22 protein-coding genes are annotated in these 21601 nt (G+C 69.5%); 5 read left to right on the top strand and 17 right to left on the bottom strand.

Annotation, left to right across the window (positions count from 1 at the left end):
- Positions 1–121 precede the first annotated feature (121 nt).
- The 3 genes from HDA45_RS23595 to hemL are packed head-to-tail and all read right to left on the bottom strand — an operon-like array spanning position 122 to position 2633.
- Positions 122–703 carry a TlpA family protein disulfide reductase gene (locus tag HDA45_RS23595; RefSeq protein ID WP_184898741.1) on the bottom strand — a complete coding sequence of 194 codons (582 nt, stop codon included), beginning with the start codon at positions 701–703 and terminating at the stop codon, positions 122–124.
- Positions 700–1332: a histidine phosphatase family protein gene (locus HDA45_RS23590; RefSeq protein WP_101612025.1), complete on the bottom strand. Its 633-nt coding sequence runs from the start codon at positions 1330–1332 to the stop codon at positions 700–702. Before HDA45_RS23590 ends, HDA45_RS23595 begins: the two co-directional genes overlap by 4 nt.
- Positions 1329–2633 (bottom strand): glutamate-1-semialdehyde 2,1-aminomutase, encoded by a 1305-nt coding sequence (gene hemL, locus HDA45_RS23585; protein WP_184898739.1) that lies wholly within the window; start codon positions 2631–2633, stop codon positions 1329–1331. Before hemL ends, HDA45_RS23590 begins: the two co-directional genes overlap by 4 nt.
- A gap of 122 nt (positions 2634–2755) precedes the next feature.
- Between hemL and HDA45_RS23580 the strand changes: the two genes are divergently transcribed.
- The gene (locus tag HDA45_RS23580; RefSeq protein ID WP_184898737.1) at positions 2756–3247 is read left to right on the top strand and encodes a tryptophan-rich sensory protein; all 492 of its coding nucleotides are present in this window, start codon (positions 2756–2758) and stop codon (positions 3245–3247) included.
- Between the two features lie 57 nt (positions 3248–3304).
- Here the strand turns inward: HDA45_RS23580 and HDA45_RS23575 are convergent, their stop codons facing one another.
- The 4 genes from HDA45_RS23575 to hemB are packed head-to-tail and all read right to left on the bottom strand — an operon-like array spanning position 3305 to position 5636.
- The gene (locus HDA45_RS23575) at positions 3305–3679 is read right to left on the bottom strand and encodes a hypothetical protein (protein ID WP_184898735.1); all 375 of its coding nucleotides are present in this window, start codon (positions 3677–3679) and stop codon (positions 3305–3307) included.
- Positions 3657–4112 carry a hypothetical protein gene (locus tag HDA45_RS23570; protein ID WP_184898733.1) on the bottom strand — a complete coding sequence of 152 codons (456 nt, stop codon included), beginning with the start codon at positions 4110–4112 and terminating at the stop codon, positions 3657–3659. Before HDA45_RS23570 ends, HDA45_RS23575 begins: the two co-directional genes overlap by 23 nt.
- The gene (locus tag HDA45_RS23565; protein WP_184898731.1) at positions 4109–4654 is read right to left on the bottom strand and encodes a hypothetical protein; all 546 of its coding nucleotides are present in this window, start codon (positions 4652–4654) and stop codon (positions 4109–4111) included. Before HDA45_RS23565 ends, HDA45_RS23570 begins: the two co-directional genes overlap by 4 nt.
- A 10-nt stretch (positions 4655–4664) precedes the next feature.
- Entirely contained in the window at positions 4665–5636 is a 972-nt protein-coding gene (gene hemB / locus HDA45_RS23560; RefSeq protein WP_184898729.1) for a porphobilinogen synthase, read from the bottom strand.
- A gap of 151 nt (positions 5637–5787) precedes the next feature.
- Between hemB and HDA45_RS23555 the strand changes: the two genes are divergently transcribed.
- Positions 5788–7074, top strand: a complete 1287-nt coding sequence (locus HDA45_RS23555) for an Nramp family divalent metal transporter (protein WP_184898727.1) — start codon at positions 5788–5790, stop codon at positions 7072–7074.
- Positions 7075–7329: 255 nt separating this feature from the next.
- Here the strand turns inward: HDA45_RS23555 and HDA45_RS23550 are convergent, their stop codons facing one another.
- The 8 genes from HDA45_RS23550 to HDA45_RS23515 form a co-directional block, all read right to left on the bottom strand.
- A complete protein-coding gene (locus HDA45_RS23550) occupies positions 7330–7695 on the bottom strand; it encodes a hypothetical protein (protein ID WP_246480768.1) in 366 nt (121 codons plus the stop codon).
- A 129-nt stretch (positions 7696–7824) separates the two neighbouring features.
- A complete protein-coding gene (locus HDA45_RS23545; protein WP_184898723.1) occupies positions 7825–9357 on the bottom strand; it encodes a bifunctional uroporphyrinogen-III C-methyltransferase/uroporphyrinogen-III synthase in 1533 nt (510 codons plus the stop codon).
- 60 nt (positions 9358–9417) lie between these two features.
- Complete coding sequence (gene hemC / locus HDA45_RS23540; protein ID WP_184898721.1) at positions 9418–10365, bottom strand: hydroxymethylbilane synthase; 948 nt, start codon at positions 10363–10365, stop codon at positions 9418–9420.
- A gap of 7 nt (positions 10366–10372) precedes the next feature.
- On the bottom strand, positions 10373–11677 hold the full coding sequence (locus HDA45_RS23535; RefSeq protein ID WP_184898719.1) for a glutamyl-tRNA reductase: 1305 nt from the start codon (positions 11675–11677) through the stop codon (positions 10373–10375).
- Between the two features lie 2 nt (positions 11678–11679).
- Positions 11680–12507, bottom strand: coding sequence for a redox-sensing transcriptional repressor Rex (locus HDA45_RS23530; RefSeq protein ID WP_369862300.1), 828 nt, complete (start codon positions 12505–12507; stop codon positions 11680–11682).
- Positions 12508–12685: 178 nt separating this feature from the next.
- Positions 12686–14221, bottom strand: a complete 1536-nt coding sequence (locus HDA45_RS23525) for a molybdopterin-dependent oxidoreductase (RefSeq protein ID WP_184898717.1) — start codon at positions 14219–14221, stop codon at positions 12686–12688.
- A gap of 58 nt (positions 14222–14279) precedes the next feature.
- Positions 14280–14516 carry a glutaredoxin family protein gene (locus HDA45_RS23520; protein WP_037332991.1) on the bottom strand — a complete coding sequence of 79 codons (237 nt, stop codon included), beginning with the start codon at positions 14514–14516 and terminating at the stop codon, positions 14280–14282.
- 10 nt (positions 14517–14526) lie between these two features.
- Positions 14527–16011 carry an AMP-binding protein gene (locus HDA45_RS23515; RefSeq protein WP_184898715.1) on the bottom strand — a complete coding sequence of 495 codons (1485 nt, stop codon included), beginning with the start codon at positions 16009–16011 and terminating at the stop codon, positions 14527–14529.
- Between the two features lie 292 nt (positions 16012–16303).
- Here HDA45_RS23515 and HDA45_RS23510 point away from each other — a divergent pair, with 292 nt between their 5' ends.
- The 3 genes from HDA45_RS23510 (at position 16304) to HDA45_RS23500 (ending at position 19208) form a co-directional block, all read left to right on the top strand.
- The gene (locus HDA45_RS23510; RefSeq protein ID WP_184898713.1) at positions 16304–17011 is read left to right on the top strand and encodes a sigma-70 family RNA polymerase sigma factor; all 708 of its coding nucleotides are present in this window, start codon (positions 16304–16306) and stop codon (positions 17009–17011) included.
- A gap of 109 nt (positions 17012–17120) precedes the next feature.
- Positions 17121–18209, top strand: a complete 1089-nt coding sequence (locus tag HDA45_RS23505; protein WP_184898711.1) for a DUF5667 domain-containing protein — start codon at positions 17121–17123, stop codon at positions 18207–18209.
- Between the two features lie 96 nt (positions 18210–18305).
- A complete protein-coding gene (locus HDA45_RS23500; RefSeq protein ID WP_184898709.1) occupies positions 18306–19208 on the top strand; it encodes an HAD-IB family hydrolase in 903 nt (300 codons plus the stop codon).
- A 164-nt stretch (positions 19209–19372) separates the two neighbouring features.
- Here HDA45_RS23500 and HDA45_RS23495 read toward each other — a convergent pair whose 3' ends face one another.
- The gene (locus HDA45_RS23495; RefSeq protein ID WP_184898707.1) at positions 19373–20476 is read right to left on the bottom strand and encodes a 1-acyl-sn-glycerol-3-phosphate acyltransferase; all 1104 of its coding nucleotides are present in this window, start codon (positions 20474–20476) and stop codon (positions 19373–19375) included.
- Positions 20473–21522: an NAD-dependent epimerase/dehydratase family protein gene (locus HDA45_RS23490; RefSeq protein ID WP_184898705.1), complete on the bottom strand. Its 1050-nt coding sequence runs from the start codon at positions 21520–21522 to the stop codon at positions 20473–20475. Before HDA45_RS23490 ends, HDA45_RS23495 begins: the two co-directional genes overlap by 4 nt.
- Positions 21523–21601 lie beyond the last annotated feature (79 nt).

The following is a 21601-nucleotide window of genomic DNA, read 5'->3' as shown; positions in this document are numbered from 1 at the left end:
CCCAGTTCAGCGCCGCTCCGTGCGGCAGAGGAGGAGGATAACCAGCCCCACGCGTTTAGTCCTCTGGATGCGGTAGTTGCGCATGCAAGGACCGCATCCAGAGGACTAAACGCGCGAGGGGTCAGGCCGGTTCGGCCACCAGGCGTTCGACGACGGGCAGCAGGTCCGAAGCCAGCAGGTCGCGCAGGAACACCGCCGCGACGCGGTGCTGTTTGTCCAGCACGATCGTCGACGGGATGATGTTGCGCGGATAGCCCGAGAGCTGCAGCAGCGTCCGCCCGGCCGGGTCGTAGATCGACGGGTACGTCAGCTTCCGGTCGCGCACGAAGTCCTGCGCCGGTGCCCGGTCGTTGTCACGCAGGTCGATGCCGACCACCTGGACACCGGACGCCTTGGTCTGGTCGTAGACCTTCTGCATCTCAGGCGCCTCGACGCGGCAAGGACCGCACCACTGGCCCCACAGGTTCAGCACGATGACCTTGCCGGGGAACTCGGCGATCGAGAGCTGCTTGCCCTCGTTCATGAGGTCGTCGCCGGACAGCGTCGGCGACTGCTGGCGATCGGCGACGTCGTAGGTGATGTCGACCTTCCCGCCCGGCGACACGAAGTTGAACGTGCCGCCGGTGACGACGGCGTCCTTGCCGGTGGTGCAGCCCGTGACGACGAGCAACAGCACCGCCATGGCCGCCAGCATCCGCTTCATGCCCCGGTCACCTTCGGGTCGGTGGTGCCGGCGGGCTCGCTGTAGACGATCCGCACAAGTTCTTCGCCCTCGAAGACCAGGCTGGTCAGCGAAGCGAGCGAGCACTGCCGGACGCGCGGGTCGTGCCAGAGCCGCTTCGCCTCCAGGAACCGTCGCACGGTCCAGATCGGCAGCTGGTGCGAGACGCACAGCGCCTCGTGCCCCTCGGCCGCCTGCCGCGCCCGGTAGATCGCGCCGAGCATGCGGTGCGCGATCTCGACGTACGGCTCACCCCACGACGGCCGGAACGGGTTGACCAGCTTCGGCCAGTGCTTCGGCTGGCGAAGGGCGCCATCGCCGACGGCGACCCGCTCGCCCTCGAACTGGTTGTCCGCCTCGATGAGCCGCTCGTCGGTGTCGACGTCGAGCCGGTGCGCGGCCGCGATCGGGGCCGCGGTCTCTTGCGCGCGCTGAAGCGGCGAAGCGACGACGTGCGTGATGTCGTGCGTCGCGACGGCTTCGGCGACAGTCAGCGCCTGCCGCTGACCGCGGTCGGAGAGCTTGAAGCCGGGCAGGCGGCCGTACAGGATCTTGTCCGGGTTGTGCACTTCACCGTGGCGGAGCAGGTGCACGATCGTCGTCTCGCTCACGCCTGGACCGCCTCGGCCGCGGCGCGGGCGGCCACGCGCAGCGCGGACTCGATGATCTCGAACTCGGCGTCCCCCATGGCCGCGTTGACGAACCACGCCTCGTACGCGCTCGGCGGCGGGTACACGCCGTTGTCCAGCAGCGCGTGGAAGAACGCGGGGAACCGCCAGGTCTCCGAAGCCTGCGCGCCCGGGTAGTTCGTCACCGGGTTCTCACTGAAGAACACGCTGACCAGGTTGCCCGCGTACTGCACGGTGTGCGTGACCCCGGCCTCGGTCAGCGACCGGTCGAACAGGTCGCCGAGCCGCTTCGCGTTGGCGTCGAGGGCCGCGTACACGGTGTCGTCGGCCGCGCGCAGCGTCGCGAGCCCGGCGGCGACGGCGACGGGGTTCCCCGAAAGCGTCCCCGCCTGGTAGACCGGCCCGCCCGGGGCCAGCTTCGCCATCACGTCGGCGCGGCCGCCGAAGGCCGCGGCGGGCAGCCCACCGGACATCACCTTGCCGAAGGTGTACAGGTCGCCGGCGACGCCTTCGAGGCCGAACCAGCCCGCCTTCGAGACGCGGAACCCGGTCATCACCTCGTCCATGATCAGCAGCGCGCCGTGCTCGTTCGCGATCTCCTTGAGCCCGGCGTTGAAGCCCTCGGACGGGGCGACGGCGCCCATGTTGCCCGCGGCGGCTTCGGTGATGATCGCGGCGATCGAGTCGGAGTTGTCCACAAAGGACTTCCGGACCGCGTCGAGGTCGTTGTAGGGCAGGACGATCGTGTCGGCCGCCTGCGCGCCGGTGACACCGGGCGACGTCGGGAGGCCGAGTGTCGCGACGCCGGAGCCCGCTTCGGCGAGCAACGCGTCGACGTGGCCGTGGTAGCAGCCCGCGAACTTGATGATCTTCGCCCGGCCGGTGAACCCCCTGGCCAGCCGGATCGCGCTCATCGTCGCTTCGGTGCCGGAGTTGACCAGGCGGACCTGCTCCACCGGCTCGACGCGGCGGATGATCTCCTCGGCCAGCTCGACCTCACCGCGGGTCGGGGTGCCGAACGACAGTCCGTCGACGGCTGCTTCACGCGCGGCGGCGACGACGTCCGGATGCGCGTGCCCGAGGATCATCGGCCCCCACGAGGAGACCAGATCGACGTAGCGGTTGTCGTCGGCGTCCCACAGGTACGGGCCCTCGCCGCGCACCATGAACCGCGGGGTACCGCCGACGGAGTTGAAGGCCCGCACCGGGGAGTTCACCCCGCCCGGGACCACGGCCTTCGCTCGTTCGAACCATGCCTTGGACTGATCGACTCCGGTAGTCACGCCCCCAGTCTCGCAAATCCCGGATGACACCCGACGCCGAGTCCTCGCGGTTCCGGGCGCGGCGTGACCGGTCCCACTAGGGTGGGAAGCACTCCTGTCGAAACACTCGCGGAGGAATCCACGTGTCCACGGTGCCGTCACCGCCGACCCATCACCGTCGCCTGCGCTGGCAGGCCCTGACGGGATTCATCGCCCTCTCGGTGATCGTGGGGGCGGTGGCCGCGTTGGCCGTGGCCACCCGCTCCGAGGCCGACAAAGCGCTGGCACGCCCGTCATGGGCGCCGCCGGGCTGGCTCTACGGTCCGGTGTGGTCGGCCCTGCTCCTCGTGGTCGCCGTCGCGGGCTGGTGCTACTGGCGGACGGACGGCGAAACGCGCGGCTTCGCCTTCTACGGCCTCTGCCTGCTGCTGACTCTGTTGTGGACGCCGCTGTTCTTCGCCGGCAGCGCGCACGCCCTGGCGCTGGCCGACGTCGTCCTGCTGGACTTCGTGGTGCCCATCACGATGATGGAGTTCGGGCGCCGGTCGAAGCTCGCGGCCTGGCTGCTCGTGCCGTACCTGCTGTGGCTGCTGTTCTCGACGGCCGTCAACGCCGCCGTCGTCTGGCTCAACTAGGCGGTGCCGGAGTAAGTCTGGGCGCGAAGACCGCGACCAGACTTACTCCGGCAGTGCCTAGTCCTTGGGCTTGCGCTGTTTTGTGCGCACCGCGAGCAGGAACTGGCGGATGGCGTCCACGACCAGGATCGCGGCCAGCACACCCAGCCCGATGGCGCCGGCGAGCGGACCGCCGAAGTAGCGCTGTGATTCGAGGGTCGTCGTTTCGCCGTAGGTGATCACGACCTGGACGACCCCTGCTTTCCAGCACGCGAAAACGCCCCACACCGCGAGAGCGGCGAGGATCAGTTCCACGGCACCCACCACGGCGCGCAGGGGTTTGTGCAGCCGGGCCGCGGGCCGGGCGTCCTCCGGTGGCCACAGGTCGGCCCCGGTCGGCTGGGGAAGGTCGATCACGGTGAGCAGTTTCTCATGACTCTGTGGTGCGAGCACGCACCAAATCCTCGAGCGCCTCGCGGAGGGCGTCCGGATCCTTGGCCCAGGCTCGGACGAACACCCCGTCTTCGAGCTTCAGCCCGACCTCGCCGTGCTTCTTGGGGATCGTCCAGCCACCACCGAGGACCCGTGCCCCGACCGGAGCCTCGTCGTCCTCGAGGACCTCGGCGATCCGGGCCGCCTCCAGGGTTTCGCGGCCCTGCCGGTAGCCGTCGGCGGTGACTTCGAGCGAGAGGTACCGGCGGCGGGCGTAGACCCACGGCACGGTGATCACCACCAGTCCCACGCCGACCAGGATCCAGGCCGGCCAGTGCACCGGCCCGCCGGTCGCCAGTTCGGCGAGCAGCCCGGCGAGGGCGAACAGCGGCGCCCACAGCAGCGCCGTCCAGCCGACGCCGGGTTCGCCGTAAAGAGCCGGCTCGGGCGTCATGGCAGCTTGCGCCCGACCTTCGGGTAGTAGTCGGCGACGCTGGGCAGGTACATCAGGATCAGCGCGATCACCGCCAGCAGCGTGCCGATGACCACGAAGATCGCACCTGCGAGGTAGAAGAGCCCGATGAGGGCCAGTACGACCGCGAGAACGGTCAGCACCGTCCTGGCCGAACGCGTTCCCTCGCGGGCCTTGTAGGCGAAGAGCGCGAAGAGCAGGGCGAACGTGATCGCTCCGACGAACAGGTTCAGGATCAGCCCGTCGACCCCGTCAACGATCCGCGCCGGATCGACCTTCAGCGCGGGGTCGCGCTGTTCGGCGTTCTGTTTGGTGAACTCGTCGATCACCGACTGCCTGCCGATCAGCAGGTAGACCGGCCCGGCCAGCAGGAAGACACCGGTCGCGATCCACAACCAGAACGAGAGCGCGACCGGCTTCGGCACGGCGGGCTTCACCGGCTCCTGACCTGGGAGGAGCGGATCTGGTGCCCTCCCCCGCTTGCGGCGCTCGTCGTCCGTTTCGCCCGCTTTGCTGTCGCTCACGCGAGGCAGCCTAGTCCAGCCAAGCGGCGGCTTCGGCGGCCCAGTAAGTGAGGATCATGTCCGCGCCCGCTCGGCGGATCGACGTCAGCACCTCGAGGATCGTGCGCTCGCGCTCGATCCAGCCGTTCGCGGCGGCGGCTTCGACCATCGCGTACTCGCCCGAGATGTTGTACGCCGCCACGGGAACCGGCGACGCTTCGGCGGCGGCCCTGATGACGTCCAAATAGGACAGCGCGGGCTTGACCATGACCATGTCGGCGCCCTCGGCGATGTCCAGCTCGATCTCGCGCAACGCTTCGCGCACGTTGCCCGGATCCTGCTGATACGTCTTCCTGTCGCCCTTCAGCTGCGAGTCGACGGCCTCGCGGAAGGGGCCGTAGAACGCGCTGGCGAACTTCGCCGAGTAGGCGAGGATCCCGGTTTCGGTGCGCCCGGCGCGGTCGAGCGCGGCGCGGATGACGCCGACCTGGCCGTCCATCATGCCGCTGGGCCCGAGCAGATGGGCGCCCGCTTCCGCCTGGGCGAGGCCCATTTCCGCGTAAAGACGCAGGGTCGCGTCGTTGTCGACACCGCCCTCGGCGTCGAGGACGCCGCAGTGACCATGATCGGTGAACTCGTCGAGGCAGGTGTCGGCCATCAAGACGGTCGCGTCACCGAGTTCGGACCTCAGATCGCGCAGGGCGACGTTGAGGATGCCGTCCGGGTCGACAGCGCCGGAACCCTCCGCGTCACGCGTCTTCGGGATGCCGAACAGCATCAGCCCGCCGACACCGGCGTTGACCGCGTCGACGGCGGCTTTGCGCAGCGTGTCGCGGGTGTGCTGGACGACCCCGGGCATGCTGGCGATCGGGCGGGGCGCGTCGATGCCCTCGGCCACGAACATCGGGAGGATCAGCTGGCGCGGGCGCAGCGTCGTCTCACCGACCAGCCTGCGCATGGCCGGAGTGGTACGGAGCCTGCGGGGACGATGCTCAGGAAACACCCCTACGACGGTACTCCGGCTCGCTCGGGAACCGGTCCGCAGGCGCGGTGAACGGCCCATTGGTCCAGTCGGGCGGCATTCCCTAAGAGACGGTAAAGAGTCACCTTTGTCCAGTTCCCTCGGTGGTGTGACGCGGGTTACTTTCCACCGCATGTCGAGTTCACCGGTGATCGACCAACTGGAAGAACCGCCCGTCGGCTGGCGCGCACGGCTGCGCCAGGTCGGGCCCGGGATCATGGCCGCCGCGACCGGGGTCGGCGCGGGCGACCTCGTCGCCACGATGGTGGCCGGATCGCGCTTCGGGTACACGCTGCTGTGGGCGGTGCTCGTCGGGACGATCTTCAAACTCGCGCTGGCCGAAGCCGTCGGCCGCTGGCATCTGACCTCGGGTCGGACGATCCTGTCCGGCTGGCGGACGCTGGGGATCTGGGCGCTGATCTACTTCGGGATCTACGCGGTGATCTGGGGGTTCGTCTACGGCGCGACCGCGATGTCGGCGTCGGGACTGCCGCTGAACGCGCTCTTCCCCGCGCTTTCGGTGCGGTACTGGGCGATGCTCTGCGGCCTGCTCGGCTTCGCGCTGGTGTGGTTCGGCCGCTACGCGATCATCGAGAAGCTGATGACGGTGCTCACCGGCGTGATGTTCGTGACCGTCGTCGGCACCGCGATCCTCGTCGTGCCGAACTTCGCCGAGTTGTTCAAGGGCGCCGTCCCCACGCTGCCCGACGGCTCACTCGTCTACGTCCTCGGCCTGATCGGCGGCGTCGGCGGCACGATCACCATGGCGGCCTACGGCTACTGGACGCTCGCGAAAGGCTGGCGTTCGGCGAAGTGGCTGCCGATGATGCGCACCGACAACGCCGTCGGCTACCTCATGACCGGGATCTTCGTGATCGCGATGCTGATCGTCGGCGCGGAACTGCTGCTGGGCCAGAAGATCCTCTCGGGCGACAAGGGCCTGCTGTTCCTCGGAGACACCCTCGCCGCGGACTACGGGCAATGGGCGCGGATCCCGTTCCTCATCGGCTTCTTCGCGGTTTCGTTCACGTCGGTGATCGGGGTCTGGCACGGCGTGAGCCTGCTCTTCGCGGACTGGTGGCGCATCCTCCGGCTGCCCGCGGACACGACGGAAAGCGTTGAGACGTATGAAAAGAAGGCCGGGGAACGCAGTCCCGCCTACCGGGGTTACGTGCTGTGGCTGACTTTTCCGCCGATGGCGTTGCTGTTCCTCGACCAGCCCTTCCAGCTCACCGTGATCTACGGCGTGCTGGGCTCGTTGTTCATGCCGTTCCTGGCGGCGACGTTGCTGGTACTGCTGAACACTTCGCGGGTGCCTCGCGAAGGGCGGTCCGGCTGGGTTTCGAACGGGCTGCTGGGGGTGTGCCTGGCGATGTTCGCGTATCTGGCGTACACGGAGGTCGTGAAGTTCTTCTCGTGAGTGGCGTCTGGGGCCGTTGAGGCGAAGCTCCGGGTGTCGCGAAAGCCACTTTCGGGACGTCTGATGTCCCGAAAGTGGCTTTCGCGACATCAGGGTGGCTGCGGGATGCCGGGCTGGGGTGGCGAGTGGCAGGTGCCGTTCTGGTCGCCACTCGACCAGTTCGGGCGAGTCGGTGTTTCGCGTGATTGGGTGGACGACACGTGTGATCAGACGGACGACACGCGTGATTGGAAGGCCAACACGACCGCTGGGGTCTTACAGCCGGATGATGGTCTTGCTGTTGCAGTTGTTCACGGTGGAGCAGGCCTTCACCGTCAACTGCTTCCAACCGGCGGGCAACCTGACCACGGCGTGGAACACCCCGTCGTCGACGCGGACGATGGCGATCTGACCCGGCGAGGACACGATGAACTGCGCGATGAGAGCCGCAGTCGGCGAGTTGTCGGTCAACGTGGCGAACACCGTGTCCGTACCGATGGTGAACTGGACGCTCTGCACCGCGCAGCCGAGCGGGCTGCACACCTCGAACGGCGTAGGAGCCGCGGCCGCCGCGCCCGCGAGTCCGGCGGAACCGAGGGCCAGTACACCCAGGACGGTGGCGGCCCGTGCAAGAGACTTCATGATCACTCCCCAGTGCTTGTCGAAGCCACCGAGGCTAGGGCCCACCGCTTCGCAAGCGGTAAAGCTTCACTAAGGAACGAAAAAGCCCCCTTCCCACGCGAAACGTGAGAAGGGGGCTTTCGGCGATCGTCAGGAGCGGCGAGCCCGCTTGGCCTTGCGCGGCGGCGGGAGCGCGCCCTCGGCGCGGAGCCGCGCGGCGTGCTCGGCGAGCGCGTCGACCAGGTGCGGGACGTCGGCCTTCTCGGGCTGGACGTCGACCCGCAGCCCGAACTCCACGGCGGTTTCCGCGGTCTTCGGGCCGATGCACGCGACCAGCGTGCGGGTGTGCGGCTTGCCGGCGATGCCGACGAGGTTCCGCACGGTCGAGGACGAGGTGAAGCAGACCGCGTCGAAACCGCCGGTCTTGATCATCTCGCGGGTCTCGGCTGGCGGCGGCGCGGCCCGCACCGTGCGGTACGCGGTCACGTCGTCGATTTCCCAGCCGCGTTCCCGCAGACCGGCCGAAAGGGTCTCGGTGGCGATGTCCGCCCGCGGCAGCAGCACGCGGTCGACGGGGTCGAGGACGTCGTCGTACGGCGGGAACTCGGCGAGGAGGCCTTCCGAGGACTGCTCACCTTCCGGGATCAGCTCGGGGATGATGCCGAACGAGCGCACCTTCGCGGCTGTCGATTCGCCGACGCAAGCGATCTTGACGCCGGAGAAGGCGCGGGCGTCGAGGCCGAACTCCTCGAACTTCTCCCACACCGCGCGGACGGCGTTGGTCGAGGTGAAGACGATCCACTGGTAGCGGCCGTCGACGAGACCCTTGACCGAACGCTCCATCTGCGCGGGGCTGCGCGGCGGCTCGACCGAGATGGTCGGGACCTCGTGCGAGGTGGCGCCGTGGCCGCGAAGCCGCTCCGCCATCTCACCGGCCTGCTCCTTGGTGCGCGGCACCAGGACCTTCCAGCCGTACAGCGCGCGCGACTCCCACCACGACAGCTTCGAGCGCTGGCCGACGGCCTGGCCGATGGTCACGATCAGCGGGCCGACGAGCTCGCCCGCCTCGTTCGCGACGGTGGCCAGCGTGGTGTCCAGGGTGCGCTGGGTGTTGATCGTCCCGTTCGACGTGACCGCGACCGGGGTGCTCGACGGCAGCCCGTGCTCGGTCAGCGCGGACGCGGCCTCGGCGAGATGCGCCGAAGTCGCGTGCAGCACGATCGGGCCCGGGGTGGCGGCCAGTGCGGCCCATTCGACGTCACCGCGGACGTCGACCTCGGTGTGGGTGCCGCCAAGCGCGACACCGGCGTACGCCGGGACGGCGGCGCCGGGCGAAACGCCCGGGATGATGTCGAAGACGGCGCTGGTCCGGGAAACGGCCTGCACCTCGGCGACGACGGCGGGCTGGGTCAGCGGGTCACCGGCGATCAGCCGGAGCACCAGCCGTCCCGCCTTGGCCTCGTTCACCAGGTCCTTGGCGACCTCGGTGGCCTCGCCGACGGCGGGGCGCACTTCGGCGCCCTCGGCGGTGAGGGCCAGGACGCCCGAAGGGACGTCCGGGTCGGTCACCACGACCTCGGCCTTGGCGAGCAGCTCCTGAGCGCGGACGGTCAGGAGACCGGCGTCACCGGGGCCCGAGCCCACGAAGGCGACACGCCCGGTGGTCTTACGCGCGGGGGTCATCTGTGCGTTCTCCTCTTGAGCGGCCGCAGTCGATCGCGGCCCTACCTTCAACGTTCTGACTCACTGGGCGGGGCCGGACAGCGCGCCGGCCCCCAGGTTGAGCAGTTCGGCGGCCAATGTCCGCCCGAGCTGCTCGGCTTCGTGCTTGTCGGCGAGCGCGGAAGCGCGCACCATGTCGACCGCGTCCCCGTCCCCTTCGACGGCGGCGGTGCCCCGCAACGAGATCCGCTCGACGACCCGCCCATCGGCGTCCAGGTCCTCGACGATCTCCGCCAGCGCTCCGACCGGTGCGCTGCACCCGGCTTCCAGCGCCGCGAGCAACGCCCGCTCGGCGGTCGCCACGGCACGGGTGCCTTCATCGTCCACTGTGGACCCGAGCAGGTGCTCGATGTCCACGTCACCGGCCCGGCACTCCACCGCCAGCGCACCCTGTGCGGGCGCGGGCAGCATCTGGATCGGGTCGAGGGTCTCGGTGATCTCCTCCGCCCGGCCGATCCTGGCCAGTCCGGCACGCGCCAGGACGACGGCGTCGAGCTCTCCGTCGGTCACCTTGCGCATGCGGGTGTCGATATTGCCTCGGATCGGCACGATTTCCAAACCGAGACCGAGCGCGCGCAGTTGCGCGGTGCGCCGCGGCGAGCCGGTGCCGACCGTCGAACCGGGCGGGAGCTCGCCGAGAGTGAGCCCGTCACGGGCGATCAGCGCGTCACGCGGGTCCTCGCGGCGCGGCACGGCGGCGAGCGTGATGCCCGGCTCCGGCTTCGTCGGCAGGTCCTTGTACGAGTGCACGACGACGTCGACTTCCTCGCGCAGCAAGGCTTCGCGCAGCGCGGAAGTGAACACGCCGACCCCGATCGTCGGGATCGGGGCGGAAGATTTGTCGCCGGGGGTCGTCACGGTGACGAGCTCGACCTCGGCCCCGGTGGCGCGCAAGGCGTCGGCGATGGTGCCGGTCTGCGCGAGGGCGAGTTTGCTGCCGCGCGTCCCGATCCGGATGACTCTGCTCACTTGATGATCACTCGTCTTTCGTCGCGGTGGGACTCGCCACGGCGGCGGGCGCCTGCGGGTCGAGGCAGAACAGCTCGCGCAGCGCGTTGGCGTAGTCGGTGTCGGCCGTCTCGGCGGCCAGCTGCTTGACCCGCACCGTCGGCGCGTGCAGCAGCTTGTCGACCACGCGGCGGACCGTGCGGCCGACCTCCTCGCGGACCCCGGCCTCGAGATCCGGCAGGCGGTTGTCCAGCCGCAGCAGTTCGGCGTCGACCACCTCGGCCGCGCGGCGCCGCAGCGCCGTCACCGTCGGGGTGACCTCGGCGCTGCGCTGTCCGGCGAGGTACTCGCGCACCTCGTCGAGCACGATGCCGGTGGCCTTCGCGGTCTGGCGTTCGGTGGTCGGGGCGCCCGCTTCGCGCATGCGGCGCTGGATGGTCTCGAGGTCGACGACGGTGACGTCGGCCAGCTCGGCGACCTCGTGCTCGACGTCACGCGGGAGGCCCAGGTCGCAGACGACCAGCGGGCGTCCGGCGCGGGCCGGGACGTGCCCGGCGGTGAACACGGCGGCGTTCGCGCCGGTGCAGCAGATGACGATGTCCGCCTCGGCGACCGCGTCCGCGATCCCGCTCATCTGGACGGCCTTGGCGGGCACTCCCTGCTCGACGCTCGCGGCGGCGAGACGGGCGGCCCTGGCCTCGGTGCGGTTGGCGATGGTGATCTCGCCGATCCCGGACTTGCGCAGCTGGGACGCGGTCAGCGCGCCCATCGAACCGGCGCCGACGATCAGCGCGTGCTTGCCCGCGATGTCCCCGGCCGCGGCCAGCGCCTCGGAGACCACCGACGCGCCGAGCTTGTCCAGACCGGTCTCGGAGTGAACGCGCTTGCCGACGCGCAGCGTGGTCTGGATCAGCTCGTGCAGTGTGCGGCCGACGGTGCCGGCGTCGCGCGCGGTGGCGTACGAGGACCGGATCTGGCCGAGGATCTGCGTCTCGCCGACGACCATCGAGTCCAGCCCGGAGGTGACCGAGAACAGATGCTCGATCGCGGCGCCCGCGTAGTGCACGTACAGCGAGTCGTAGAGGTCCGCGGGCTCCATCCCGGCCTGGCGGGCGAGCACGTCGGAGACGTCGTTCAGGCCGCCGTGGAAGGTCTCGACGACCGCGTAGACCTCGATGCGGTTGCAGGTGGAGACGAGGATCGCCTCGCTGACGTGCTCGGCCTGCTGCAGTTCGTGGAGCACCTTGGTCACGTCGGTCGCGGGGACCGCGACGCGCTCCAGGGTGTTCAGCTCGGCACTGCGGTGCGAGAGCCCGACAGCCAACACGCTCATTTTCAGCGCACCACCATTCCGTTGCCGTGGCCGTTCACGCTGCCATTCTCGGCGCCCTTGGGGGCGGCGTCTCCTCCGCCGTTGCCGTGAGCGGCCAGATCGGCGCGGCGAGCGACGTGGAACGACAGGATCTGCAGCTCGACGGCGAGATCGACCTTGCGCACCTCGATATGTGCCGGAACCTGCAGCACCACCGGGGCGAAATTCAGGATGCACTGCACGCCACCTGCGACGAGCCTGTCGCAGACCGACTGCGCGGCGGTGGGCGGAGTGGCGATGACGCCGATGGAGATCTGCCGTTCGGCGCAGACTTTGGGGATCTCGTCGAGATGCGAGACCGGGAGACCGCCGACCGGGACGCCGACCAGGTCCGGGTCGAGGTCGAACAGTGCCTCGACCGGGAACCCGCGGCCGGGGAACCCGCCGTAGTTGGCCAGCGCGTGCCCGAGGTTTCCGATCCCGACCACGGCGACCTTGTGCTTGCGGGTCAGGCCGAGGATCCGCTCGATCTGGCTGACCAGGACGCTGACCTCGTAGCCGACGCCGCGCGTGCCGTACGAGCCGAGGTACGACAGGTCTTTGCGCAGTTTCGCGGAGTTGACGCCCGCGGCCTGCGAGAGTTCCTCGCTGGAGATCGTCGTCGCGCCCTGCTCGGCCAGCCCGGAAAGGACGCGGAGGTAGACGGCGAGGCGCGCGACGGCGGCCTCGGGGATCGACTTCGCGCGGACCGCTTCCGGTTCGGCGGTGGCCTCGACGGCGGGCATCTCCGCGGTGGGCGCGTTGTCGGCGTCCGGTGTCACCCGGGTGCGCCGGCCTCGTTGCGACACCACGCTTGTCCGCTCCTCTGGTCCTGCTGACGACATGAGTCGCCCGAACCACGAAATCGGCTCTTGACCCGCGGCGCTGAGTCCGGTTCGATGCCGGGCGCTTTCGGAGGCGACGTATCTACGGTAGCCACTTGTGAACGCAGGCACAAAGTCACTGGTAGGTGCTGTGTCCAAGCTCGCGTCAGCGCGCGTTGACCGCCACCGTGTGAAGTCCGGTGGCGCCGTCGGGCACGGTTCCGACGCGCTCCTCCGTCTGCGTGTAGCCCGACCGATCCGTCGCCCGGACGGCGATCTGATGCTGACCAGCGGCGACGTCGACTTCGGTCCACCACATGCGCCAGGTGTCCTTCGTCGTCTCGGCCGAAAGGACGGTCTCCCGCCACGGCCCCTGGTCGACCCGGATCTCGACCTTCGCGACGCCGGTGTGCTGCGCCCACGCGATCCCGGACACGACGACCTTGCCCGCCGTCACCGCCGAACCGGGCGCGTCGATCCGCGACTGCGTCTTCACCGGTCCCTCGCGCGCCCAGCCCCGGTTCAGCCAGTACGCGTCGCGGTCCTTCCAGGTGGTGATCTCCAGCTCGGTCACCCATTTCGTGGCGGACACGTAGCCGTACAGCCCGGGGATCACGATGCGCGCGGGAAAGCCGTGCTCGATCGGCAGCGGTTCGCCGTCCATGCCGATCGCGAGCATCGCGCCGCGCGCCGGATCCAGGGCCGCTTCGACCGGGGTTCCGCAGGTCCAGCCGTCGACACTGGTCGCGAACATCTGCTCGGCGCCGGGTTTCACGCCCGCCTCGTTCAGCAGGTCGCGCAGGTCGATGCCGAGCCAGCGCGCGTTGGAGATGTACGGACCGCCGACCTCGTTGGACACACAGCACAGGGTGACGTCGCGTTCGATCAGCGGCCGCGAGCGCAGGTCCTCATACGAATAGGTGACCTCGCGGCCGACCATGCCGTGGATCCGCAGACTCCAGTCCTCGGTGCGGACCTGCGGGACGACCAGCGCCGTGTCGATCCGATAGAAATCCTTCGATGGGGTGAGGTACGGCGGGGTGCCGAACTTCACGAAGTCCGCGTCGGGCGGGATCGGGGGCGCCGTCTTCGCCGCGACGAGCCTGCCGACGGCGGCGCGAGACTCCTCGGCGTTCTTCCGCGTTCCGACGAACTGGCCGGTCAGCGCGGCGACACCGGCCCCGGCCGCGACGGAAGCGCCGGTGATCAGCACCTTCCGCCTGTCCGGTCCCTCGCCCTCGCGGGCGTCGAAGAACACCGGCGGGCGGAAGAACGACTGCAACCAGGTGAAGACGACGAGTCCGGCGACCGTCGCGGCCACCGGCGCCAGCAACGCGATCTGCCCGAGGTCGGTGCGCACGAAGACGGCGGCGACGCCCGCCGCGCCGAGCAGGCCGACGATCACCTGGCCGGGCAGCGGCTTGCGACGCGAAAGCTGTCCCGCGAGCAGCGCGATCAGCACCAGCACCACGGCGAGGCCGATCTTGAGGATCGGCTTGTCCCACGTCTCGAGCGTCCGCTCGGCCCAGGCGACGACGGCGTGCGGGCTGTGGTCGATGACGAAGTTCGCCACGGCGACGAACGGCGAAGCCGTGTACCCGACGAAGCCCGCGACGAGATGTCCGACGCCGAGCGCGGCGGCGAGAGCGAGCAGCCCGGTCAGAGCGGCTTGCGGGAAGGTGATCCTGCGTTCGTCGTCCACGACTCCATCTTCGGAGCGAAACCCGCTTCGGGTCGGCCGTTCGCCCCTTACGAGTGTGTTACGCCAGCGCTTTCCGGAGCCTGTCCTCTTCGACCCGCCAGTAGCCGTGCTCGGCGTCGTCGACCAGGATCACCGGCACGCGGTCGCCGTATTCGGCCCGCCATTCGGGGTCGCTGTCGACGTCCTCCGCCGACCAGGCGACGCCCAGCTCGCCACAGATCCGCTCGATGTCCTGCTCCGCGACCTCGCACAGGTGGCAGCCCGTACGGGTCATGACGGTCACGTGGTGCGCCATGCGTCAATCCTTACCTGAGCCTCAGACGCCGGAGCTTGCCGGTGGCGGAATGCGGCAGCGACTCCGCGAACTCGACGGTGTGCGGCACCTTGTAGCCCGCCAGGTGCTCCGCGCAGTGCTCGACGACCTGCTGCTCCGAAAGCGAAGCGCCGGGCGCGGGGACGACGACGGCCTTCACCGCTTCGCCGGTCCGCTCGTCGACGACGCCGACGACACCCGCCTCGACGACCTCTTCCAGCATCGAGATCACGTTCTCGACCTCGTGCGGGAAGACGTTGAAGCCGTTGACGATGATCAGGTCGTTGGCCCGGTCCACCAGGTGCAGGTCGCCGTCGGTGTCGAGGTAGCCGACGTCGCCGGTGCGGAACCAGCCCTCTTCGTCGGGGCCGTGCGAGCCGTCGGGCCAGTAGCCGGAGAACAGGTTCGCGCCGCGGATCGACACCAGCCCGGTACCGCCGTCCTCGTCGAAAGCGTCGCCGAGGTCGTCCGGGTCGAGCGGAACGGGCTCCGCGTCGCCATCGCTGTCGACCAGCCGGAGCTCGACGCCGGGCAGCGGCCGCCCAACCGAACCCGGCTTCGGGTAGCCGGTGACCAGCGTCGTGGTGACCACGGGAGCGCATTCGGTGAGGCCGTAGCCCTCGTAGACGTCCAGCCCGGTGGCGCCGCGGATCGAGGTGAGGATCTTGGGGTGCAGCGGCGCCGCGCCCGAGGTCATCCGCCGAACGGTGGAAAGGCCCGCCCCGAGTTCGTCGGGGTCCATCGCGGCGAATTCGGCGTACATCGCGGGCACGCCGGCGATGGAGGTCACGCGGTACTCGGCGCAGTCGGCCAGGGTCCGCTCGGCGAGGAAACGTTCGGACAGGATCGCCGTCGCGCCGACCGACGTGGTCTGCAACAGGCCTGGTCCGAGGCCGTAGACGTGGAACAGCGGGATGGTGATGAGCACGCGGTCGCCGTGGACGAGCGGGGTCGGGACGATCCGGCTCAGCTGGTCGAGGTTCGCCAGCAGCGCCCGGTGCGACAGCATCACGCCGCGCGGCGGGCCGGTCGTTCCGGAGGTGTACGAAATGACCGCTATGTCCTCACCGGCCCCGGCCGCGTCGACCGGTTCGGCTGCTCCATCCGAATTAATCGGCGGTGAGAGGCTGATCACTCCGTCGAAGAGGTCCTCGGTCGTCTCGCGTTCGAGGAGGAGCCGCGCGCCGCTGTGCTCCAGCAGCCCGTTCAACTCCGCCAGCGGAGCCTGCGGCGAGATCGGGACGACCACCGCGCCCGCCCGGAGTGCCCCGAACAGCGAGACGGCGAACGCGGCCGACGTCGGCAGCCGCAACGCCACCCTGTCGCCCCGCTCGATTCCCGCGTCGAGCAGGGCACGGGCCAGCGCGTGGACGACGGCGTCGAGTTCCGCCCAGGTCAGCGCGACCCCGTCGCCGGTCTCCTGAACGGCCGCCTTCCCGGGCCACTGCCGGGCGGCCTCGACGAGCAAGGTGGGCACACTTGGATCGGCAACCTGCTCCGCGCTCAACTGCGAACCTCTTCCCTCGGTGAACGGCGTTGCCAGTTTGTCATCTCGGCCACCGTCATGGGTGTCACTCGCTTTCGTCGCAGTTCCGTAACCCCGGCACCGCTACCTACTTCGCGGTAACTACACGTATGCTGCTGGTCGTCGTCGAGTGGTGTTGATCACTCGATGGTGAGAAAGGGAGTCCGGACGTGCAGATCTTGCAGGCCCACGCGGCGGTGGGACATGCCGGCCGGTTCTCCCTGTCCGGAACGGGAGGTACCGCGTGACCCTTCCCGCGCCGAACCCCGTCTCGATGCTGGCGGGCCACATCCTCCGCCGGAGCGGTTTCCCCTCGGTCTCGTCCCGGTCCAAGGCCGGCGACACCACCGAGAGCACCGACGCCGCCGCTGAGGCCGCGAAGGCCGAAGCGTGGGAGCTGGTCAGCGCCGCGCAAGACGGCGACACGTCCGCCTTCGGCAGGCTCTACGACCGCTACGTCGATGTCGTCTACCGCTATGTCCTGTTCCGCCTCGGCGACCGGGACCTCGCCGAGGACGTCACCAGCGAGACCTTCCTGCGCGCGCTGCGCCGCATCACGTCGGTGAGCTACCAGGGACGTGACGTCGGCGCCTGGTTCGTCACCATCGCGCGCAACATCATCCTCGACCACGTGAAGTCGAGCCGGTTCCGCCTCGAGGTCGTCACCGACGAGGTCGCCGAACCGAACGGGGCACCGATCGGGAACGTCGGCGTGCAGGCCGTCGCGGGGCCGGAACAGCAGGCCATCAGCCGCGCCACCCGCGCCGAGCTGCTGCGTTGCGTCGCCGAACTCGGCGAAGACCAGCGTGAGTGCATCGTGCTGCGGTTCATGCAGGGGCTCTCGGTCGCGGAGACCGCGGCGATCATGAAGCGCAACGAGGGCGCCATCAAGGCCCTCCAGCACCGCGCGGTACGCCGTTTGGCACAACTTCTGCCCACAGGATTGCGTTAGAGTCCCATATTTATCCCTCACCGGGCCTTGCCGTAACCCTTGGGCGCTCCCGCTCGTTTTCCCAGCCAGACCGGTGTCAGGACCGGGCTGAGCAGATGGAGACTTCGCCGTGGGCGTGCCGGGATGGTTCGCACGGGAGCGAGCGGACGGTGACCGCTTCGCGGACCTTGTCGACGGCACCTCGGCTCCGGACGACGACGAATTCGCGCACGAACTGGCGCTCGTCGGCGGCTTGCGCGAGCTGGGTGCCGGCGGCGCCCCCGACGCCGAAACACGGAAGCGCATCCGCGACGAGATCGCCGGACGCCTCGCCGAAGCCGAAGCCCCGTCGAAGCGCCGTGGTCACGCCATCGCCAACCTTTCGGCCGCCGCCGTCGCCCTCGTGCTCGCGCTGGGCGGCATCACCCTGCTGCTGTCCAAGGACGCGTTACCGGGCGATCCGCTCTACGGCATCAAACGAGCGGGTGAATCGGCCGCGCTCGGGCTCACTTTCGACGAGCAGGACAAGGCGAAGAAGCATCTGGAGTTCGCCGCCGACCGCGTCGGCGAACTCGACGAGCTGACCCGGCAAGGCGCGTCCACCGGGGCGTACTTCACCGGGCTCTCCGATTTCGAGACCGATCTGCGGGCAGGCGTCTCGCAGCTGACGGCGATCGTCACCGATCAGGGCGGCCAGACCCGGCTGGCCGAACTCCGCACCTGGGCACGGCAGCAGTCCGACAGGCTCGGCCTCCAGATCGGGCACGCCCCCGTCGACGCCCGCGACAAGTTCGCCTCGGTCCGCGTCCTGCTCGACAAGGTCCAGGCGCGTACGACGGATCTCGGCTCGAGGCTGGTCTGCTACACGATCACGACGGGCTCTTCCGACGATCTCGGCGCCGTCCCGGCCGCCGGTGACTGCGTCCGCAACCCCGACTCCCCCAACGCCGCCGTGCCGCCGGTGACGTTGCCCGCGCCGTCCTCGGCACCGACCGGATCACCGTCGCCGACCTCGCCGCCGCCGTCGTCGTCGTCCGGAGTGGACACCGCGACCCCGACAGGACCGCTCGCACCGCCGCCGGGAAGCAAACCGCCGCCCGTCGTGGCGACGCCCGCCCCCACGACGAAGACGCCGCCCCCGACGACCACCACGCGCCCGCCGCCGCTGATTTCGATTCCGCCGCTCATCCCGGGGTTACCGCCGATAATCATCGGCTGACAGAGCGTCGACTGAGGGAGACGCCACACCCGGTACGACTCGGTTGAGCTCTCGCTACGCTGTGCGTAGGCACCTGGGATTCCGGAGGCGGTGTGCGTGTCAGTTTGGCGGAGCAAGGATAAGAGTCAAGAGCTCGAACGGCTGGCCGAGCTGGCGGGCGAGGCGTCGGCCGAGGCCGCCATGGCGACCGCGTCCGCCGAAGCCCTCGAACCGCCCGCACCGCCCGCCCCGCCGGACCTGACAGCGGCCGCGTTCTTCGACGTCGACAACACCATGATGATGGGCGCGTCGATCTTCTACTTCGCCCGCGGCCTGGCCGCGCGCAAGTTCTTCACCTCCGCCGATCTGGCCGGATTCGTTTGGCAGCAGGTGAAATTCCGGCTCGGCGGCCGGGAGAACAAGGAAGACATCAAAACCCACCGCGAGCGCGCACTGTCCTTTGTGGCCGGTCGTACCGTGCAGGAACTGACCGACATCAGCGAAGAGATCTACGACGAGCTGATGGCGGACAAGATCTGGTCCGGCACCAGGGCGCTCGCGCAGATGCACCTCGACGCCGGACAGCGCGTCTGGCTCGTCACCGCGACCCCGATCGAACTCGCGGCCATCATCTCGCGGCGCCTCGGCCTCACCGGCGCGCTGGGCACGGTCGCGGAGACCAAAGACGGCGTCTACACCGGCCGTCTCGTCGGCGACCTCCTGCACGGCCGCGCGAAGGCCCACGCCGTCCGGGCGCTGGCGTCACGCGAAGGGCTGAATCTCAAGCGCTGCACGGCGTACTCGGACTCGCAGAACGACGTCCCGATGCTGTCGGTCGTCGGGACCGCGGTCGCGGTGAACCCGGATGGCGGCCTCCGGGACGTCGCGCGTGCGCGTGGCTGGGAGATCCGCGATTTCCGGACCGGGCGGAAGGCCGCGAAGATCGGCGTGCCTTCGGTGCTCGGCGTCGGTGCCGTGGCCGGCGCCGTCGCGGCCGGCATGGCCTACCGGCGCCGCTGACCCGTCACACGCGTGAGTCACGCCGTGACTCGCGTGTTTGGGGCCGGAACTCAAGAGTTCCGGCCCCAAACACGGGAGTCACGCCCCCAATCACGCGAGTCACGATTCTGATCACGTGAGTGACGCGGAGCCCACCGCCACAAGAGGACTAAACGCGTGGAGCGTCAGCCCTTGAAGACGCTCTTCCGCTGCGAAAGGCGTTTGTACAGCGACTGCTGGATCGACTCGCGGACCTGGTCGGTCAGCGTGAACACCAGCATCGGGTCGTCGACGGCGTCCGCGTCGTAGGTGTCCGTGCGGATGGGCTCGCCGAACTCGATGCTCCACTTCGTCGGCAGCGGGATCGCGCCGAGCGGGCCGAGCAGCGGGAAGAACGGCGTCACCGGGAAGTACGGCAGGCCGAGCACCCGCGCGAGCAGCTTGATGTCGCCCATCTTCGGGTAGATCTCCTCCGCGCCGATGACCGACACGGGGATGATCGGCACCCCGGTCCGCAGCGCGGCGGAAACGAAACCACCGCGGCCGAACCGCTGCAGTTTGTACCGCGACGAGAACGGTTTCCCGATCCCCTTGAACCCTTCCGGCCAGACGCCGACGAGTTCTCCCTTGCGCAGCAAGCGTTCCGCGTCGGCGTTGCAGGCGAGCGTCTGCCCGGACTTGCGGGCGAAGGAGCCGACCAGCGGGACCTGGAACACCAGATCCGCGCCGAGGCCGCGCAGGTGCCTGCCGCCGGGGACGTGGTCGTGCACCGCGACGGCGGTCATCAGCGCGTCGAGCGGCAGCGTGCCGGAGTGGTTCGACACCAGCAGCGCGCCGCCGTCGGCGGGCAGGTTCTCGACGCCGAAGGTGTCGACCCGGAACCACTTCTCGTACAGCGCGCGCAGCGGCGGCAGCAGCAGGGTTTCGGTGAGCTCGGCGTCGAAGCCGAACTCGTCGACGGTGTAGTCACCGGTCAGCCGGTCCCGCAGGAACCCCAGCGCCGTCCTGAGCGAGGCCGGGAGGAGGTCCGCGTCGGCCGGACGGGTCCGGGCGGGCGAGACCCGCGCCGCCCCGGGGAACTCGACGACGGGCGCGTCCACCCCGCGCTCCTGGTTCAGCTGCTCTTGCGCCTCTTCGGACTCGCGAAGATCCCGATCCGCCTGAGCGGCCGGGTCCGGCTTCTCTCTGCCGGGGCCGTGCAACGGGATGACCTGCGCTTCAGCGCCGCTCACGTCTTCCGCCTCGCCTTCGTGAGAGTTTTCGGGGGTGTCCTCGTGCGGCCTGCTCACCGGTGCGCCGCCTGCCCGGTCGCCGCGGCCACCAGGACCTTGCCGGCGAATCCGGCCAGCCTGCCGCCGTCCACCACGGGCCTGAGCCCGCGGCCGGTGATGTAGTCGTCGAACGCCTCGCGCGTCGTCCACCGTGGGGTGTAGCCGAAGTCCTTCTTGAGCTTCGTGACGTCCACGACACGGCCGAAGTTCAGCAGCCGGACCTGATCGGCGGAGAAGTCGACCACGCGGGCTCCGCGCAGCACCTTGCCGACCGACGGCACGACACCGCTGGGCATCGGCAGTTCGACCCGGCCGGCTCGCCGGATCGCCTGTGAAAGCGTGAGTACCCCCTCCGAGCCGACATTGAACACGCCCGGTTTGTCGTACTCCGTCGCCTGCTCGAAGACGGCCAGCGCGTCCGTGGCGTGGAGCAGCTGGATGCGCGCGTCGTAGCCGAAGACGGTCGGGACCACCGGGAGCGCGAAGTAGCGCGAGAGCACGGTGTCGATCTCGGGACTGATGATGTTGGCGAACCGGAACAGCGTCGTCGTGATGTCGGGACGGCGGCGCATGAGCCCGCGGACGTAACCCTCCATCTCGACGGCGTCCTTCGCGTAGCCGCTGGTCGAGGTGGGGATGAGCTCGGAATCCTCGGTGAAGACGGCCTGGGAGCGCGCGCCCGCGCCGTAGACCGCGGCCGTCGACTTCACCACGAGCTTGCGCACGAGCGGCGAGCGCTGGCAGGCCGCCAGCAGCCGCATCGTGCCGATGACGTTGACCTCTTTGATCGCCGTGCGGCGAGCGGGACCGGCCGGATGCGCGGTGCACGAAGCGTGCACGACGGTGTCGACCTTGGCCGTGCTGATCACCTTGGCGATCAGCGGATTGCGGATGTCGGCACGGACGTACTCAGCGCGCCCCATGCGCTGCAGCACCGACTTCTGCGGGGGCGTGGTGTCCACGCCGATCACCCGCTCGAACTCCGGATTGTTGCCGAGTCTGGCGAGCAGCTTCCCGCCAAGGTCTCCCCCGACCCCGGTCACGAGCACGATGTTCGACGGCATAGGACTCCCTGCGGCTTTGGGCGGTTCTCGGACTTTCGATCACGGGGTCCTGATGACCTTGAGCGCGAATTGATCCACC

The sequence above is a fragment of the Amycolatopsis umgeniensis genome (assembly GCF_014205155.1).
GTDB lineage: Bacteria > Actinomycetota > Actinomycetes > Mycobacteriales > Pseudonocardiaceae > Amycolatopsis > Amycolatopsis umgeniensis.
Note: the sequence above shows the minus strand (reverse complement) of the source record. Positions and strands in the feature narration are given on the sequence as shown.

Bases quoted from the DNA above. Each gene is read 5' to 3' on its own strand.
- HDA45_RS23535 (WP_184898719.1), bottom strand. From the start codon at position 11,677: ATGAGCGTGTTGGCTGTCGGGCTCTCGCACCGCAGTGCCGAGCTGAAC.
- HDA45_RS23520 (WP_037332991.1), bottom strand. From the start codon at position 14,516: ATGGCGCACCACGTGACCGTCATGACCCGTACGGGCTGCCACCTGTGC.
- HDA45_RS23545 (WP_184898723.1), bottom strand. From the start codon at position 9,357: ATGACCCCCGCGCGTAAGACCACCGGGCGTGTCGCCTTCGTGGGCTCG.
- HDA45_RS23490 (WP_184898705.1), bottom strand. From the start codon at position 21,522: ATGCCGTCGAACATCGTGCTCGTGACCGGGGTCGGGGGAGACCTTGGC.
- HDA45_RS23595 (WP_184898741.1), bottom strand. From the start codon at position 703: ATGAAGCGGATGCTGGCGGCCATGGCGGTGCTGTTGCTCGTCGTCACG.
- HDA45_RS23550 (WP_246480768.1), bottom strand. From the start codon at position 7,695: ATGAAGTCTCTTGCACGGGCCGCCACCGTCCTGGGTGTACTGGCCCTC.
- HDA45_RS23570 (WP_184898733.1), bottom strand. From the start codon at position 4,112: ATGACGCCCGAGCCGGCTCTTTACGGCGAACCCGGCGTCGGCTGGACG.
- HDA45_RS23555 (WP_184898727.1), top strand. From the start codon at position 5,788: ATGTCGAGTTCACCGGTGATCGACCAACTGGAAGAACCGCCCGTCGGC.